The sequence below is a fragment of the Neobacillus sp. WH10 genome (assembly GCF_030123405.1).
Taxonomy (GTDB): domain Bacteria; phylum Bacillota; class Bacilli; order Bacillales; family Cytobacillaceae; genus Neobacillus.
Genome location: NZ_CP126110.1, coordinates 65,073 through 83,048, shown reverse-complemented (window position 1 = coordinate 83,048; position 17,976 = coordinate 65,073). Strand labels below are relative to the sequence as shown.

Here is a 17,976-nt window from a genome sequence, read left to right as displayed (position 1 = left end):
AACGTATTTGTACCATTTTCGACGGGATCAGGGTGATTTATACATATTTTAAGTATGGACAGGGTAAAATAATCCATTATGCTTTTTTCTTCAGAAAAGGACGGAACACTGCAATAGCGAATACGTGCATCCAATCATAATGTAAAAAAACATTTTTACAACGAATGAAGTGAAATCCTGCTTTGTATACCGCCTTTATTATGTTGTTGTACAACTCATTTAAAATATATTCCCCTCTGTTAATAGGCTGGAAATTGAGACTCATGCTTGTTTTTTATAAACAGGAATGGATGCCCACTTCGGTGTATTATGTTTTATTTTTGCAACCGTCACGGTCATGTCATCATCAATTATTCCGGACCTTGACCTGATTACATCCTCCATAATTAAATCCGCTATCTCTTGCGGGTCATCTGTTTCTAATTCCTGCACCTTTCGTTTCATCCATAAATCATAATTTTCAACATGTTTTGGTCCTTCGAACACGCCGTCACTCATCATAATTAATAGATCACCTGCTTTTAATTGTTCGCTGACGACATCCACTTCAAATTCTTGAAGAATTCCAATTGGCAAATTACTTGACTGAATTTTAATAACTTTATTTCCCCTTTTAATAAAACTCGGTGTCGAGCCGATCTTCAAGAATTTCGCTGAAGCATTTTTCAAATCAATCATCGCCAAATCTAGTGTAGAAAAGATTTCATCTGTCGTTCTAAGTGAAAGGATGGAATTGATGGATTTAATCGCGGTTTTCTCATCAATCCCTGATTGTAAGATTTTTTGCAAAAGCTGCAGTGTTTCATTACTTTCATAGTGCGCTCTTTCACCATTTCCCATGCCATCACTAATTGCAATGGCATACTTGCCGAGGCCCAGTTCGATTGTGGAGTAGCTGTCACCTGATATTAATCCGCCGTCCTTGGCCGCATGGGCTACCCCTGTTTCCACTTTAAAAGCCTTAGACGAACGAAAGGTCACATGACAGAATCCATGCGGAATGGCGGCACATTCCTCCTTGTTAACAATAATCGTTTCCCCAAGAATATCGGATAACATCGGTGCTATGAGTTTTTCACACTCTCCGTGGCCATTGCAAAAAGGAACCGCCATCTCAATATCAACATTTCCATGTTCAAGGCTGTAGATCTCTACCTGTTCAATTTGGATCCCAAACTCTTGAATTGCCTCCATAATTTGTTCTTCCTGCTTATGATGGTTTTCCCTTTCCCGCTGAATTTCTTTTGCAAAATTATCCATTACTTCGGAAACACCTAATAATTGATCAGCGACCAGTTTTCTGCTTTCGCGAACCTGTTTCTTTAATTTCAGATTAGCTTGAAAAAAGGTTAATTCCTGACCGATTGTTTCATATACCTTTTTAGAACGTGAACAATGCTTTTCCCATTCCCTTGACAGTCGTGGAGAAACATTCGCATCATTTTGATCCATTTCGTGAATAATTTTTTCCATGAATGCATAGGTTGTATTAAAATTCTTTGTCCAGCATTGGTCCTTTTTAAAGCATGTTTGACATGTCCTTTCCGTGACATTGCTCATGAAGTAATCCATTTCCCGATCATATTCATCTTCATCCGGCAGTACTTCCATTTGTGAAAAGCTTTTAGAAAGGGCATGGAACACATTAGAAAATTGTGAAACCCGCTGCGCCGTTACGTCTCTCATTTTGCGCATATATTTTTGCTGCTCGGCAGTGTATTCTGGTGTTCCAGGGATATATTTTGCTAATCTGGATGTAAATGCCTGTGGTGTTAAGAGGAACAGGAGAACAGCGGCACTTGTCTCTAAAACAGTTTGTAAGATGGAGCCGCCGCCCTCTCCATACATGCCGATGAGCAGAGTGGCAATAAATAAGCCGATGGAAACACCTATTTTTTTCCCTTCCTTCAGCAAACCGCCGAGAACACCAGAAAAAGCTAAAAGACTCATATGATAAAAGCTTGAAACACTTGCCAGGCTAAAAATAAGCCCAGTCACGACCCCAACGGTAGAGCCAACCGTTGCCCCAGCAATGAAGGAAAACACCAATACCAAATATCTCGACATAATATGTTCAATCGACAAATCGTAAACCTTCCAGCCAATGGTTCCAGACAAAATTGAAGCGAGCATGATGATAAGGCAAACGATTTCTTCTGTTTTTAACAATTGTCTACGTTTATTCATTGTTAGTAATGGAATACTTTGTAAAAAGATGAGTGTCAAAATAAACGCGAGGCTTGCCTGGACACCAACCATCAATACATCATAAAGCGTTAATTGCTTTGATAAAATGAAGGCTTCAGCTAATTTCGTCACTCCAAGAATAATGCCGACGAAAAAAGGGAGTGATCGCATTTCATTTGTCAGCCATTTTTGACTGATCCGAAGAATAACTAAAAAGACAATGGTCACTATAAATGTAAAGACGGCATTGGACAATGAAATCGTTGCTGCCCCAACAATTAGTCCGATCAGGGCAAGCGGTGCCCGATCTCTTTTAATTAAATAGACGGAGGCAAAAAAAGGCAGACAAAATGGGGTCAGCTTCGCTAAAATTAAGGCTCGTCCAAGCAAAAAGCCAACAAATAATAAGAGATAACCCTTTTTTATAAAAAAGGACTCAAGCATGAAATTAATTTTCCTCAGGACCCTTCCCATATCCCATTTAGATGAATGAAGGCTGACTTCTCCGACCGGTTCTATAAAACTCACGTTTGTCTTTTCCATAAATCACACTCCCTATTCATTAATCGTTGCCCATTATTATAAAATTAATAGAATTAAAAGTTTGTCAAAATAGTGAACAAGTTTAAATAATCGTTCGACGCTTTTCACTAAATTCACCCAAATACTATAACCATGTCGTATAAAGGAAAAAGAGTGTCAGGCACCATGTGAAGTTTTCACATGGTGCCTGACACCCTTTCCACCACTGCTATAGTTAAAATAAAAAAGACAAGTCGCCTGACCTGTCTTTTAATAATATCGATATTAAGTGAAACCTGCCTTATTCAATTAATAAGCAGCAAGTTAACCCCGTCTAGCTCCTCTTCCTCCACGCTTGGATTCCGTGTGTCGCTTTAAGGAAGATAAACGATCCTCACTATCTTTTAGGAATTTTGCCATTTTCGACTCGAAGGTTTCCCCTCTATTGTTATTACGATCGTTTGATCTGCCTTGACGAGGACGTTGTGATTGTGAGTGCGAATGTTGTTTTCTTTCCGGCTCAGGTCTATCTTTTGCTTTTTTAATCGATAGGCCAATTTTTCCATCTTTCTCAACATTGATGACTTTTACCTCAACCTGTTCGCCAACCTTAAGGTGGTCATTGATATCCTTCACATAGTTATCAGCAACCTCACTAATGTGTACCAATCCCGTTGAGCCATCCGGCAGCTCCACAAACGCACCGAAATTTGTAATCCCTGTTACCTTTCCTTGTAACTTGCTGCCTACTTCAATTGACATATAAAGAATGTTCCTCCTTAAAAGTATAAAAACTCAATCTTACTATATATTATACAGAAAGGAAAAATTCAGTGTCAATAACTCGCAAAATCGGTTCATTTTTCCTTCTTTTCTTCCGGAATATTAAAGATTATTTCGTTCTTTTCCGAGAAAAAATACTCTTTTCTTGCCAGCTTACCAATGTATTCATCATCATTTAATTTAATAATATCCTCGTTTAGGATAACTTCCTGCTTTTTTAATTCAGAAAGCTGGTGATCAAGCTTCTTCTTTTGGGCAACTTTTGCCTCGAGCTTAGTGGTCTGGGAAAGATAGCTGGATATCATCAGATATGATAGTACGCTAGCAAAAACGAAAAATAACGATAATCGTCTTAGTAACAATTTTCTTTTTCTAGCTGAAGCAATTTCCGCATATTCCTGCTGCTTTACATAGGTTGTCTGGATCTTTGATACATTTCTTTTTCGTTCCGCGCCCATTTCCCTTACCCTCCTTACTCTTTCCTTCTCTTCCATTTATCTATCCACTTACTAATATAATTCCTGATTTTCTTAAAATTTCCTGCTGTTCTATTATATAACTTCTCGACTGTTTTTTTAATACCTTTCGGCAAAAGTTTCCAAAATAATAACACTATTTTTTTTAATGGGACTAATATAATCTTTAATAACAATAATAAAACCTTAAAAACAAATTTGACAAGGGTGAATAGTCCCCTGCCAAGTACGAGAATGATTGTCATAACAAGCTGAATAAGACCAACGACAGGCTTATAAATCAGGAGCTGGAAAGTTTTTTTCAAAAATTTAACTATGGCGATAACGGATTGGATAACCATTTCCAATAAACGCAGATAAATTCCTTTAAACAAGCTCTGGTAGGCTGCAAAGCCACAAACAAGCGCGATAAATATATAAAATCTCAATTCTCCATTATTCACCAAGAATAACGTATAAAAAATAAGCAAAGCTTGAATAATCCAAAATAATAAATCATTTATAAAAACAATCCAAGCTTTTTTCTTAGGCCGATTTAAAAACCGTTGATACGTATCAAACATGGCGCCAAATAACGACCCCATACCTATCATGGAAAGCATGGTAAAAAATTGTGTCGAAAGGGTCATCGGAACAACTTGCTAAAGAAACCTTTAGCTTTCTCCCCATGCTGCTCATCAAGATAGACTAAGTCAAAAATCTTTCCTTTGATGGAGACAATCCCCTTTTCGACATCAAGGTTTTTCATTTGCAGGTTTTGTCCTTTGATTGCTAAAAATCCCATTACCGTTTCTAATAAGAATTCCTCATTATCAAAGCTTTCTACCTGTTTCACACCGGTAATATCAAGCAGCTTTCTTCCTCTCATGATGACATCATGATCCGGAACACTACTCTTCGTCGGATTGCTGTCATAATATTGGCTCATCCTTCATCCCTCACAATCATTTGTACAACCTTTTGGTAAAATGTATGTGAAAGAAATTAGAATTAGAACATCGAAAAGCTCCAGCGCTTTGATCAGCCGCTGGAGCTAGACAACTTGCTTTAGTCGTTTGTGCCAAGTCTCTCTTCATTCAAAATCGTGTACATCTCTGCCGCTTCCTCTTTTCGGGATGATTCTTGAATCCGGTCAATTCTTGCAGTTAACTTTCTTTGCCCTAGACGAATTGTTAATTCGTCGCCGACTTTAACGGTCGAACTTGCCTTTGCTTCTTTTCCGTTAATTTCAATCCTTCCCTGATCTGATACTTCTTTGGCTAAAGTTCTCCGCTTAATTAATCTTGAAACCTTTAAAAATTTATCTAACCGCATAGGTAATTCCCCTCTTTTCTATATTAGCAAGATTTATATCATTGAATTTCGAGAAATGTCCAGCTCCAGCGCCCAGCGGCTAGTAGACTTCGCACTTCTCCCTACGATAAGTCAACATCGGATCGCTATCGCTCTCCGTGTTTCCTTTATCTCAGTCGAAGCGCTCCAGTCTATACACCGCTAAACAGGCGCTTGCGCCTTTCTATAGCCCTGTTAATTTTGCTTCGTTCCAGTACCTATCTAGTTCTTCCAGTGTATAGTCTTCAAACGGCCTGCCGCTTGCCTTCACCTTATCCTCGATATATTGAAACCGCCGAGTGAATTTTTGATTAGTTTCATTGAGCGCCTCTTCCGGACTAATTTTTAAGAATCTCGCCACATTGACAAAGGCAAATAATAAATCACCAAATTCTTTTTTAGCACGTATGAAGCCCTCCGTGGTTCCATCTAATTCATCGACAAATTCATCTAGCTCTTCCTTCACTTTCTCTACAGCAGGGGTAATCTCCTGCCAGTCAAATCCAACCATTGCCGCTTTCTTTTGTAATTCATATGCCCTTAACAAATTCGGTAACGATTTTGACACACCCTCAAGTAAAGAGGACGTTGCTTCAGTCTTTTCCTGTTTCTTAATTTCCTGCCAGTTTTTCAAGACTTCTTCGCTATTCGCCACATGAGCATTTCCAAATACATGCGGATGCCTGCGAATCATTTTGGCTGACAATCCTTCGATGACATCATCAATGGAAAAATACCCTTCATCCTCGCCAATTTGCGCATGAAGCATGACCTGTAGCAAGATATCTCCAAGCTCTTCGATTAAGTGATCAATATCTTCATTGTCAATCGCGTCAATGACTTCATAGGTTTCTTCAATTAAGTACCTTTTTAACGACTCGTGGGTTTGCTCCTTATCCCACGGGCAGCCGTTTGGACCTCTTAATTCGGCAATAATCGCGCGCAACTTAGAAAAATTTTTCAATAAAATTTGTTCTTCCGTCACTGGGGGTATATAAACCGATGTGAGGTTATTGATTGAAACATTGCGGTCCAGTTCATATAAGGGTAATTTTTCGATGTGCTCTTGTTTACTTCCCGCAGCCGTGACGATATACACCTGATAATCATCTGGTAGTTTCTCCATTAAGGTTAGCTTTACATTCGAGGCTACGAATTGGTCATACACCTGGCTAATAATTATATGCTGGTCAACTTGCAGCTTGGAGGCTGAGAGTGCCGTTCCATCAAGCAATTGAAACCCTTCCACAGGATCGATTTTTAATGAAGCAAAAAGAGGATCTAGGAAACTCTGCCCGCCGCCAATGATAATTTCTACACCTTCGCTTGGCCCAAATTCCAAAAGGAGCTGGACAGTTCGCTCAGCAACCAGTGGGTGTCCCGGAACAGCGTATGTAATCACATCTGTTTGTGCCTTGCTCAATAATGTCCTGGTAATTTCCTCATATACTGACTCAAACTGATCGTGTTTTTCATAAATACTGTCAAAAGAAGTATAGGTTAATCCTTCTTGTTCCAGTTCGGGAATGACTGGATGTTCTTTTGTTCTTAAAAACAGGAGCGGTGCTTGAAGTAATTTCTTATAAATCCCAACTGGCAGCTGCTCAAGGTCGCCTGCTCCTAACCCGACAATTTCAATTTTTTTGACCATAGTTTACTCCCTACCCTTTCGCGATAGTAAATGAATTAATTTTCTTCCAAATGGGAATAAACCCAGTTCTTCCTCATTAAATACGTTCCCCCTTACGATAATAACTAAAAAGAGGAAACCTCCTAGCAAAACAGCACTTAACGATTGCAAGGCTGCTCCCAGCCGCTCTGACCCAAGTGTTGCAACAATTGGATTCGTTAAAAATAAATAGCCTTTTAAAACAAAAACCATCGCAATTGTCCCTGTTAGGACTATTCCTAAAAAGCGAGAAGTCAACAGCGGGATGACAATCATTTTTTTAAATTTTATGAATAGGAAAATGGTTACCAGCCCCAAAGCCAGAAGCGAAGAAATAGCGGCCCCCATTGTCCCATATAACGGAATGAACACCATATTCAATATATATTTCAGCGGAAACGAGAGCACTACTGCTATCGCAGGATAAAGAAGACTGCCAAGTCCCTGCATAATCGCAATGATGGTTGATATTATCGAGGTAAATAGAATAACAAAACTTAGCACTCCTAATACCGCTGAACCATTTGCATTTTCAAACAGCATCCTATTGGTAGGCTCAATAATCGCCCACAAACCCGCTGAAGCGCCCAGTCCAATCACGATACTTATCTTAATAGCCACTTGAATTTTGTGATATAAAAAATCCGGTTTTGCAGCTAATCGCTCGCGGCTTATGAGTGGAACAAGTGCTAACGACATAGATGTAGCAGCGACAGTCCCTAATTGGATTAATGGCTGACCGCGGTCAAAAACCCCCTTTAAGCTTTTAGCGATATCTCTTTCTGTACCGCTTGAGACAAGTAAGGAGAATAAATTCAAGGAATCTGCTAGCTGCATAAAGACCATTAGCATTCCGCTTAAACAAATCATCAGCCCTTGGAAAGTAAGCATTTTAACAATCCGCTTCACTTCGACAGGGTTATTTTGAATCATCCCCCTGCTTGGAGCAATTACTTTCCATTCTTTACGTTTCCTTAAAAACATAAACAAAATAAGGCTCGCAATCATACTTCCGGTAATCGAGCCAAACATGGCCCCACCGCCGACGAAATAGAGGGAATAGCCTTTCTCCATGAAAAGGTAGGACAGAAAAATAATTGTCAAGACACGAGTGGTTTGTTCACCCACTTGTGATAACGCCGTCGGGACCATTTCTCCAATGGCTTGATAATATCCTCTTAATAGTGAAACAAACGGAAAGATCAAAAACACAATCGAGACAACCCTTATTAAGATTGATAAATGAGGGTCATTCATCCACCGGGCAATTTGATCTGCCCCGGCGTATAGAATGATAAAACAAAGGATGCCTATGATCTGTAAATATACAAATGATACGAAGAGAAACAGACGGGATTTTTCATTGTCCCCTTTCTCCTTTTGTTCCGCATAAAGCTTCGAAATCACAACCGGAAAGCCAGTGGTTGACAGGACCATCGCCATTCCATAAAACGGGTATACTTGCTGATAAATATAAAAACCAATATCCCCAACGATGTTTTGAAAAGGAATACGGTAAAACGCACTTAAAATTTTCGTAAGAAGTGCTGCAATCGTTAAAATAAAGGCGCCTTTAAGCAGCACAGTTGATTGATTCATCGATTTCATTACTCCACCTACCAACTAAACTCGAAGGTAATTATAGCATAGTGTTGGAAAAGAATAATGTGTTGGATTAATAATCCTGGTGAATACCAATGTTATAAAATTAATTTACTTTTCTAAATATTTTATTATATAATTATCCTTGTGGTAGTAATTTCCTTAAAAGGAGGGATACAGGATGTTTTCAAAAGTGTTAAAGCTTAATTTAATTATAAATAACCTGTATATTCCTACCAGTCTACCATCCTATTTCTAACAATTTGGTTAAGCCGTTTTGTTTTGAAATTACATTTAGTTGATGAAAGACCTTGTAGCTGCAGGGTCTTTTATTTTTTTTCCAAATTTACGAAAGGGGGTTTTTAGCATGATCATTTTTCAGTTAACCAATTTTTCTAACGTTGAGGTAATCGAGGATGGTTAGATATAAAAATACGAATTGAGGAGTAAACGAATGAATACGAAAATAGTGGAATACACTCATGATTTAGCCGAAAAAGTAGCTAATATGTGGAATCATAGCCGTGAGGGCTGGGGGGGTGGAAATGATATTTCAACCGCCGAAAGTGTCCGGCAGCAGGAAGAGAATTCAATTAATATAAATACCTATTTAGCAATCGATGAAAACTGTGTCGCCGGATATTGCGGTGTTAGTGAATACCGCGAGGATAGCGGTGCACTCTACATCCCATTGCTTAACGTTCGTGAAGAGTATCAAGGTAAAAAAATCGGCAAGCAACTGGTGCAAAATGCAGTCAAACGAACCATTGAGTTAGGCTGGCCGAGGCTTGACCTCTATACTTGGGGCGGAAATACAAAGGCAGTTCCCTTATATAAGAAATGCGGCTTTTTCTGGGAAAACCGTGATGACACCGTCCATCTGATGAACTTCATCCCCTCTGTATTTACCACAGAGGCTGTACAAGACTTTTTCAAAAAAGCAGATTGGTACAATGATCGTAAAATGGAAATTGAAGTTAAGCCCGATGGCAGAAAAGAAAACGGCTTTGATTTCTATGAGTATAAGTGGGAGAAGGATGGCGTGCAGCTGCGAATGGAATATGAACGCAAGGGCCGAGGTCTAAGATTGATTGAAACGGACCAATATTTAATCTCTGTCTCGATTGATCAGCAGGATTTAATTTTTGGCGCAGAATATCCGATTCTTTTTTCGATTAAAACCAAAACAAATGAACCATTAAATATTGCTATTGAAGGGTTCGACGATCAAAATATCATCTTTGATTTTTCGAAGCAGCTAACAGTGACAGACTCTGTGATTGTCGAAGGTAAATTCTTAGTCGGTGAGATTACCGAAGAACAAAATATTTGGCGCACTCATCCAACCGTAGCTGCTAAAGTGACGATCAATGGAAAAGAAGCCATTTTCAAGCTTGGTATTAATACCAAACACCCTGCCCGGGTAACTGCGAAAATTCCGAATGAACTGCCCTTTCTTGAGACCGACTCAGAGCTCTATTTGGAGATTGAGAATCAATTCAATGAAGAAGTTCACTTCTCTATTGCATTACCGAAGGCACACTTTATTAATTTTGTCGATGACCATATCCAAATATCTTTGGATGCAAAAGAACGGAAGCTCCTCCCGATTACTTACCTCCTAACGGAATACGGCTTTTATCAGCAGCAATTAGAAATAAAGGCTATCAAGAAATCAGGTGAAGAGATTCTATTTACGAAGGAAATCGGCTTAGCATTTTACGGGATCGGCTCCAAATTATCCGGGGAATGTGAAGACTATTGGCATGTCTATAATGGACTCGCACATGCATATTTAAGTAAATTTGATAATCGCCTCTATTTTGGACGCGCAGGTTCCTCAGATGAAGAGGTGCCTTACTTTTTCTATCCGAAGCTCGGCAAACCTTTTTCAAGCGAATTCTCGAAAAAACGGCCCAATCTTGTAGAATTTTTTGAAGAAAAAGGGGCGGTTTGTCTAAAGGCTGTATATCATTCGCAGTCAATCCCTGACCTACAGCTGCACTCATTTGCCAAGGTTTATGCTGAAGGATTGATGGAGCATCATTATGAAATTCATAATCTAGCCGCCGCGGCAACCAAGCAGGAAATTTGGTTAAACGATAGTCATACTTTCATTCAGACAATGTACCGATCGGTTATTCCTTATGATGGCCAGATAATTGAAATTGATAAATTAAAGGATGGAATGGTTGATTATTGGCAAAGTGATAAAGTAGATGAAAATTGGATTTTCAAGCGCCATCCGTCTCTTCCTTGCGGGTTTTGCTGGAGCGGTGACGCCAAAGTTCAATTCCTACATTGGTTCTTATTCTTTGAACACAAACTTGGGGTGATCCCAGCTAATGGGGTGGCTAAGACTAAACCGACTTATCTTTCAATCGGGGCTTTTACATCCTTAGAGGCTTTCCGGACTTTTGCTCTTAAGAAGGCCCATTCTATTGAAGCTGTAACCGCTCTGCCGGTGCAATTTTATCCTAAAGATCATAATCCGTTTGTTCAAGAACAGACCACCGTTCATTATAAGGATGTGAAGCTGGCCCATTTTGATGGTGATATTTGTGTTCAGGTGGATGGTCAAAAATTAGGAGAGAAACAACGTTTTTCCGAGGAGAATGGAATAAATGAAGCTGTTTTTCCGCTTCATTTCGAAGGCCAATCAGGCATAAAGCAGCTCAAGCTTAACGCCGACTTAAAATTAGGACAATCGGAGCATCGTTCTCTTATCATCTTTACTGACAATACAGCGATTCAAACAGACCAATATGACCAAGGTGGCATACCCGTTTATCAAGTTGATAATGGGTTAGTCAGTATCAAATCAGCTCCGGATTTCTTTCCTGCTCTTTACTCGTTATCCTATAAAGGGCAAGAGTGGCTGGATACATCCTTTCCTGCACTTAAGCCCAAATCGTGGTGGAACCCTTGGCCTGGCGGGATTCGTAATGCATTAATGAATATATCCGGCAACTCACTTTTAAAGGAGCAGCGGTCGGCGGAGTTTGTCACCATCACCGATAACAAGGGCAATCAATGGACGGGAATCAAGGTCCGGGTTCAAATTTTACAGCATGAATCCTTTAAAGGACTTGCCTATAATCAATATTCTTTACTGCAAAAGGGTGCACCAGTGATGTGCCATACAACCGAAATTCTGCAGGATACCTACCAATACTTTAGAAATGAAGGCTGGTATTGCCAAACTGCTTTTAAAAATGTGAAAAATGGCTGGGTCGAGTATCATCCTGATGGCATCACGAGTCACAAAGCTTATTTCGGGAAAGGTGAAATGGAAATCGATGTGAACCAAAGCTTCATCATCTGTCATGAAGCTGTACCTGAAAAACTGCAGGTCATCTCTGATTACCAGATGGGAGAATCAGAACTTTATCTAAATAAAGAAGTGGCCCATCATAATGTCTTTTCAAAGCTGCGTTTAAGGCACGGGGAAACCTACTGGACCGCACCGATCTTCTATCTTTTTAACAATCAAGCTATTCCAGAAGATGCGCTGCAAGATTTAAAAAATATTCGGTTTAAAAATGCTGGCGGTTGAAAGGAGACAAATGATGCAAATTATTGATGCCCATATGCATTTTTCAAATATTGCTAGCTTTAAAGAGACTGCCAGTAATTTATCGAAGCTGGATTATTCATCCGCTGGTTTATCGCAAGAGTATCTCAATGCAAATGTGGTACTTGGAATTGCCATGGGCTTAACGGAAACGAAAGCGCATGGCTTCCCGGATTATGGGGCGGCGACTCCGATGGGCCTTGATTTAGAAGACCAGATTCCCGCAAACATCTGTTATTGTCCGGGGATTAACCCTTATCGATTAGGGGAAAGGGAATTGGCGGCACTTGAGGTGCTTCTTGAGAAACCTGAGGTAGTCGGGATTAAAATATATCTTGGCTACTATCCGTTCTATGCCTATGACGAGGTCTACAGCCCTGTATACGAACTAGCGATAAAATATCGATTGCCTGTCGTGTTTCATACCGGAGATACGTATTCTGAACGGGGCTTACTGAAATATGCCCATCCTCTTACATTGGATGAAGTTGCGGTTAAATATAGGGACATAAATTTCATGATGGCGCATTGTGGTGATCCGTGGGTCCTTGATGGTGCTGAGGTTTTGTATAAGAATCGCAATATGTATGCAGATTTGTCCGGGCTGCTAGTCGGTACAAAGGTTGATTTGCAGAAAAAGCTGGAGTCACCCTACTTCTTTAACCATCTAAAACATGCACTTGCCTTTACAGATGATTACTCGAAGTTTCTGTTTGGCACTGACTGGCCTTTAGTTCCGGTAAAGCCCTATATCGAGATGCTGCAGGAGTTAATTCCTCAGGAAGCGCATGAAGACCTGTTTTTCAATAATGCGGTAAAGCTTTTTCCAAAAATTAAGCCTTTAATAGAATAAGTGAAAAAAGGAGTTGCGTTCTTCTTGACGCAGCTCCTTTTCTTTAGACAAAATTACAAATCATTAATCACAATATAAGTTACTTTCACAGGACCATGTACGCCAACAACAAGGTTTAATTCAATATCAGCAGAGTTACTTGGACCGGTGATAAAATTGATGCAGGAAGCAACATGGCCTGTCTGTTGATAGATTTCGCGGATTTTCACTGCGGCCTGGGTCATTCTTGGAACTAGAGTGCTTTTTGGAATCAGCATGATCGAAGTTGCGGGTAAAAAGCTAACGGTTCTTCCCTTGTCTTTATCACTAAATAGGACGACTGTACCGGATTCGGCAAGAGTTATTTCACTAATCGTGATGCCGACATTTGCGTTTTCTGCTTTTCGGATATTCTCGTCTCCTAAGGTGTAATCCCATTCAAAAACATCTATATCTTGGCCCGGCCATTCTGTTTTTAATAAAGAATCGAGTCCCCAATGCGAGAAGCGTTCGTCCTTCCATGTGACAACCGGACCGCCGCCATAGTCAAGAACAACATCATTTACGACAGCCGGCAGCCCTTTTAGGTCAGTATTAAAAATTCTAGTATGAATTTTATCACAATGCTCTTTCAATACGTCTAAAAGCTCATCCTGCGTTGCATCCTTTAATACCTCATGCTGCGGCTGGTATTTCCAGTTTGGTCTTTCAATCGGGGAAGAAATCCGCGACCGATTAAGACGGCCGGCAATTTGATTTAAAAATTTATCTCGATTTTGGATAGTGCCGTTCATGGTTATTTGTCTCCTTTCTCGCGATTTTTGAACCAATCTCTGAATCTCTCTTTATTTGGAGCCGGGAATTCCCGAATATCCGTCCACGCCTTAAGTGGTCCAGGCCCTTTGGAGATTTTGTCTCCTGAGGTAAATGGATTCAGCGCAGCTGGCGCGATTTTAGAACCTATTTTATAAAGAGTCGGTGATGCCGCTCCAAACCCAAAGGCTTTCATTAATAATTTTTCTGAAACAGGTGCTTTTCCTTCTTTTTCAACAATGACTTCACGATGTTTATGAAGGAGATTGTGTAACGGAATTTTCACCGGACATACCTCTGTACAGGCACCACAAAGGGTCGATGCATATGGCAGCTCTTTATAATCATCATATCCACCTAGTAACGGAGAAAGAACGGCGCCGATTGGTCCTGGATAAATCGAACCATAAGAATGTCCGCCAATATGGCGATAAACTGGGCAAACATTGATGCAAGCCCCGCATCGGATACATTGAAGTATAGATTGGAACTCACTGCCAAGGATTTCAGACCTGCCATTATCAACAATCACAAGATGAAATTCTTCCGGGCCATCCACATCCAATTCTTCACGCGGACCCGTTAGAACGGTAATATAGCTGGTTAACTTCTGACCAACCGCACTTCGGGTTAACATACTAACAAGTACTTCCATTTCTTCAAAGGTAGGAACGATTCTTTCCATTCCCATTACTGTTATTTGTGTTTTGGGCAAGGCTGTCACTAAATCGGCATTCCCTTCGTTCGTCACTAAACTAAAGGAACCCGTCTCGGCTACCGCAAAGTTACAGCCGGTAATCCCGATATCTGCTTCGAGGAATTTCTCACGAAGCGTAACCCGAGCTTGACAGGCAAGTTCTTCCGGCTTTGATGTTTTCGTATAACCAAGTTTTTTCGCAAATACTTCGCGAATTTGCTCTTTGTTTTTATGAAGCGCAGGTACAACAATATGTGATGGCGGATCATGCTCATCGAGTTGTAGAATGTACTCACCGAGGTCGGTTTCGACCACTTCACAGCCTTCCTCCTCCAACATTCCATTTAAACTGATTTCCTCGGTAACCATCGATTTTGCTTTCACTACTTTTTTGGCATTTTTGCGCTGCACAACGCCTCTTATATATTCATTTGCCTCTTCCCTTGTTTGCGCAAAAAAAACATGGCCGCCTCGCTTAGCAATATTTTCACTTAACTGCTCCAAATAATAATCGAGGTTTTCGAGGACGTGCTGCCGGATTTCTTCACCATGATTGCGCCAGTCTTCCCAATTATCCAGTTCTTCTGTCGTGACAACTTTTCTTTTAACCCCCATACCGTCTTGTGCACCGGCGACAGCACCACGCATAAATTGATCATGAATGCCATGATCCACACGTTCCTTAAATTGCTCCGTGCTAATCTTCATTGCCATACGAATTTACCTCCCCTGTAAAATCAATTTTAAAAAAAGACACCGAACAATATACATTTATTAATGACTGTTTAACACTTCTGCAATATGCAATACTTTAACCTTTTTCCCTAATCTCTCCATACGGCCGCCAATATTCATTAAGCAGGCGCCATCTGCACCAATTAGGTACTCAGCCCCTGTTTCTTCGACATGACAGACTTTTTCATCGACCATTTGCTCTGATATTTGCGCATTTTTTACTGAGAAGGTCCCGCCAAAGCCACAGCATTGTTCTTTACCCGGTAATTCGGTGAACTTCAAGCCTTTAACATTTTTCAATAAAATCATTGGCGGTTCTTTTACACCCAATAATCTTGTCATGTGGCATGAAGTGTGATAGGTTACCGTTCCTTCAAACTTGGCACCTACATCTTCTATTTTTAAAACCTCAACGATAAATTGTGTCAGCTCATATGTTTTTTCCGCTAATTGTTTTGCTTTTGGTTCCCAAACAGGATCTCCAGCAAAAATATGAGGATATTCATGGAACATGAAAGCACATGACCCGGATGGCGAAACAACGTACTCCGCGTCACTAAACGTTTCAATCATTCGCTTCATCGCTTCCTTGGATTCCTTGACATAGCCGCTGTTATAAGAAGGCTGACCACAGCATACTTGCGATTCCGGGAATTCAACTTCGCATCCTAGTCTTTCAAGCAGTTCAACTGTTGCCTTGCCTACATTGCTCTGGAACATATCGACGATACAAGTCGCAAATAGAGTAACCTTCATTTTTTCTCCCTCTCTCAACAATTAATCAAATTTCACCATGTTTATATTTTAGTTAACTGGTCATCTGATGACCTAATAATATTAATATTTTATATCTTATAATAAAAGTATCAAGCTTAGAAAGGGCTTTCATCAAAAATACTATTTTCACCTTGTTTAAGTTTTAAAAAAAGAGTTTCCCAAAAGCTGAGAAACCCTTTGTTTTACCTATATTTCTTTGTCGGTAAAGTTATTTAAACATCGTTGTATGACGGAAATATTTTCTTAAAATGGCACTAACATTATCAAGGTGAATAAGCATTCTGTTTCGTGCCGCCGCTTCATCCTGGTCCTTGATTGCTTCATAAATGGCCAAATGCTCTTTATATAACTGCTCGATTGTTGTTTGTTTTGAAAATAGCCAAAACTTGCGTGTTTCACGCATTGTTTCCACCATTAGATCCGACACATGGTTCAATAAATTCATCAATAGCTGATTTTGTGCGGCCTTGGCCAGTGCCAAATGAAATTGTAAATCGGCTTTTTCGCCTAGCTCCTCATCCCCTTTTGCATCAAGCATTGCTTCAAGGGCAGCCCACATCATGGAAAGGTGCTCGTCTGATCTTCGTTTTGCAGCAGCTGCTGCGGTCCCGCTTTCGATAATCTTCCGTACCTCTAATAATTGGGCAATATCATCCTTATTCATTAAAATGGCGGTTGATAACGGAAACGTAATTTGGTCTTTTTCAAATTCCCTTATGTAAGTCCCCTCACCCTGCTTCATTTCAACAAGACCAATCGCCCGTAATGAAGTTAACGCCTCACGAATGGCGGAACGACCTACCTGGAAGTTTTCAGCGAGTTGTTGCACAGAGTCAAGTTTATCGCCAGGTTTAAGCTGACCTGACCGAATCATTTCATAAATTGCTTCGGCGACCTCTTCATAAATTTTTTTCGGTTTAATTTTTTTATAATTCATTATCAGAGCCCCTTTAAACAATTCCCAACTTTAATGCAAATTTAATTATACCTATTTTCAAATAATTTGCATCCATATTGGAATTTCCTCTAAAAGAATGGAGGGATTTTTTTATTATTGGTATCATCGTTGGTTACAGAATACCGTCCTAACATTTATGATTCCTTAAAGAAAACTCGCCGATTGGCGAGCCCCTAAGGGCGAAGACAGAGGCGTAGTTGCACTTATGCGTTAGGAAAGTATAAATTTGAAAAATTTATACTTTCCTATTAGCTAAAGAAAAGCGTAAGCGCCCGATTAGCGGCGTATGGACTGGAGCGATTCGACTGAGATAAAGGAAACACGAAGAGCGGAGCGATTCGATGTTGACTTATCGTAGGGAGAAGAGCGAAGTCCACTAGCCGCTGGGCGCTTGCACTGGACATTTCTCAAAATCAATATTTTTTATACTTTCTCATCATAAAAAAAGACAGCCTAAGCTGTCTTTTTCATGATTCCATCTGTCGTGCTAAAAACCCTGCTGCAGTTTCAACTGCTTTTTGTTCTACTTCTCCAAGAGTTCCTTCTTTAGAAAAAATAATAACTGCACCAATTGGATCACCATTTGCAATAATCGGCCCTATGGTATAAGAAGAGACGGTTTCATCATTTCCATCAGCCAAAGCAATGTCACCTTGCTGGGTATGGAGCACCGAGTTCCGTTCTTCCATTGTTTTTTCCACTAAGTCGCTGATATTCTTATTTAAATAATCCTTTTTAGAACCGCCGGCGATGGCAATATACGTATCTCTATCACAAATTAAAACAGGGTTACCGAGGCTGTCAAACAGTGCTTCTGCATATTCTTTGGCAAAATCGCTTAATTCGCTGATTGGTGAATACTTCTTTAAAATGACTTCCCCGTCACGATCCACAAAAATCTCCAGCGGGTCTCCCTCGCGAATACGCAAAGTTCTGCGTATTTCTTTGGGTATAACAACACGACCCAAATCATCAATTCGACGAACTATTCCAGTTGCTTTCATCCAATGTTGCCTCAC

The 17,976-nt window shown here is 40.1% G+C and carries 15 protein-coding genes; 2 read left to right on the top strand and 13 right to left on the bottom strand.

Features of this window, described 5'->3' with window-relative positions; translation table 11 throughout:
* Nucleotides 1-261: 261 nt before the first annotated feature.
* The 8 genes from spoIIE to QNH20_RS00355 form a co-directional block, all read right to left on the bottom strand.
* Nucleotides 262-2,730, bottom strand: coding sequence for a stage II sporulation protein E (gene spoIIE, locus QNH20_RS00390; protein WP_283921018.1), 2,469 nt, complete (start codon nt 2,728-2,730; stop codon nt 262-264).
* Between the two features lie 303 nt (nt 2,731-3,033).
* The gene (locus QNH20_RS00385) at nt 3,034-3,471 is read right to left on the bottom strand and encodes a S1 domain-containing RNA-binding protein (RefSeq protein WP_283921017.1); all 438 of its coding nucleotides are present in this window, start codon (nt 3,469-3,471) and stop codon (nt 3,034-3,036) included.
* A 95-nt stretch (nt 3,472-3,566) separates the two neighbouring features.
* Complete coding sequence (locus QNH20_RS00380; protein WP_283921016.1) at nt 3,567-3,950, bottom strand: FtsB family cell division protein; 384 nt, start codon at nt 3,948-3,950, stop codon at nt 3,567-3,569.
* 14 nt (nt 3,951-3,964) lie between these two features.
* Entirely contained in the window at nt 3,965-4,597 is a 633-nt protein-coding gene (gene yabQ, locus QNH20_RS00375) for a spore cortex biosynthesis protein YabQ (RefSeq protein WP_283921015.1), read from the bottom strand.
* Entirely contained in the window at nt 4,594-4,896 is a 303-nt protein-coding gene (gene yabP / locus QNH20_RS00370; RefSeq protein ID WP_283921014.1) for a sporulation protein YabP, read from the bottom strand. The genes yabQ and yabP overlap by 4 nt, the downstream gene beginning before the upstream one ends.
* Nucleotides 4,897-5,015: 119 nt before the next feature.
* On the bottom strand, nt 5,016-5,282 hold the full coding sequence (locus QNH20_RS00365; RefSeq protein WP_283921013.1) for an RNA-binding S4 domain-containing protein: 267 nt from the start codon (nt 5,280-5,282) through the stop codon (nt 5,016-5,018).
* Nucleotides 5,283-5,484: 202 nt separating this feature from the next.
* Nucleotides 5,485-6,951 carry a bifunctional methyltransferase/pyrophosphohydrolase YabN gene (gene yabN, locus QNH20_RS00360; RefSeq protein WP_283921012.1) on the bottom strand — a complete coding sequence of 489 codons (1,467 nt, stop codon included), beginning with the start codon at nt 6,949-6,951 and terminating at the stop codon, nt 5,485-5,487.
* A gap of 3 nt (nt 6,952-6,954) precedes the next feature.
* Nucleotides 6,955-8,577 carry a putative polysaccharide biosynthesis protein gene (locus tag QNH20_RS00355; RefSeq protein WP_349632695.1) on the bottom strand — a complete coding sequence of 541 codons (1,623 nt, stop codon included), beginning with the start codon at nt 8,575-8,577 and terminating at the stop codon, nt 6,955-6,957.
* Nucleotides 8,578-9,025: 448 nt separating this feature from the next.
* Between QNH20_RS00355 and QNH20_RS00350 the strand changes: the two genes are divergently transcribed.
* Together QNH20_RS00350 and QNH20_RS00345 are read left to right on the top strand one after the other, a co-directional pair.
* On the top strand, nt 9,026-12,127 hold the full coding sequence (locus QNH20_RS00350; protein ID WP_283921011.1) for a GNAT family N-acetyltransferase: 3,102 nt from the start codon (nt 9,026-9,028) through the stop codon (nt 12,125-12,127).
* A 13-nt stretch (nt 12,128-12,140) separates the two neighbouring features.
* A complete protein-coding gene (locus tag QNH20_RS00345) occupies nt 12,141-12,998 on the top strand; it encodes an amidohydrolase family protein (RefSeq protein ID WP_283923319.1) in 858 nt (285 codons plus the stop codon).
* 53 nt (nt 12,999-13,051) lie between these two features.
* Here the strand turns inward: QNH20_RS00345 and QNH20_RS00340 are convergent, their stop codons facing one another.
* The 5 genes from QNH20_RS00340 to spoVT form a co-directional block, all read right to left on the bottom strand.
* The gene (locus QNH20_RS00340; protein WP_283921010.1) at nt 13,052-13,771 is read right to left on the bottom strand and encodes a LutC/YkgG family protein; all 720 of its coding nucleotides are present in this window, start codon (nt 13,769-13,771) and stop codon (nt 13,052-13,054) included.
* A 2-nt stretch (nt 13,772-13,773) separates the two neighbouring features.
* Nucleotides 13,774-15,201, bottom strand: a complete 1,428-nt coding sequence (locus tag QNH20_RS00335; protein ID WP_283921009.1) for a LutB/LldF family L-lactate oxidation iron-sulfur protein — start codon at nt 15,199-15,201, stop codon at nt 13,774-13,776.
* Nucleotides 15,202-15,261: 60 nt separating this feature from the next.
* Entirely contained in the window at nt 15,262-15,978 is a 717-nt protein-coding gene (locus QNH20_RS00330; RefSeq protein WP_283921008.1) for a (Fe-S)-binding protein, read from the bottom strand.
* Between the two features lie 229 nt (nt 15,979-16,207).
* Complete coding sequence (locus tag QNH20_RS00325) at nt 16,208-16,936, bottom strand: FadR/GntR family transcriptional regulator (RefSeq protein ID WP_283921007.1); 729 nt, start codon at nt 16,934-16,936, stop codon at nt 16,208-16,210.
* Nucleotides 16,937-17,424: 488 nt separating this feature from the next.
* Nucleotides 17,425-17,961 (bottom strand): stage V sporulation protein T, encoded by a 537-nt coding sequence (gene spoVT / locus QNH20_RS00320; RefSeq protein WP_283921006.1) that lies wholly within the window; start codon nt 17,959-17,961, stop codon nt 17,425-17,427.
* Nucleotides 17,962-17,976: the final 15 nt, after the last annotated feature.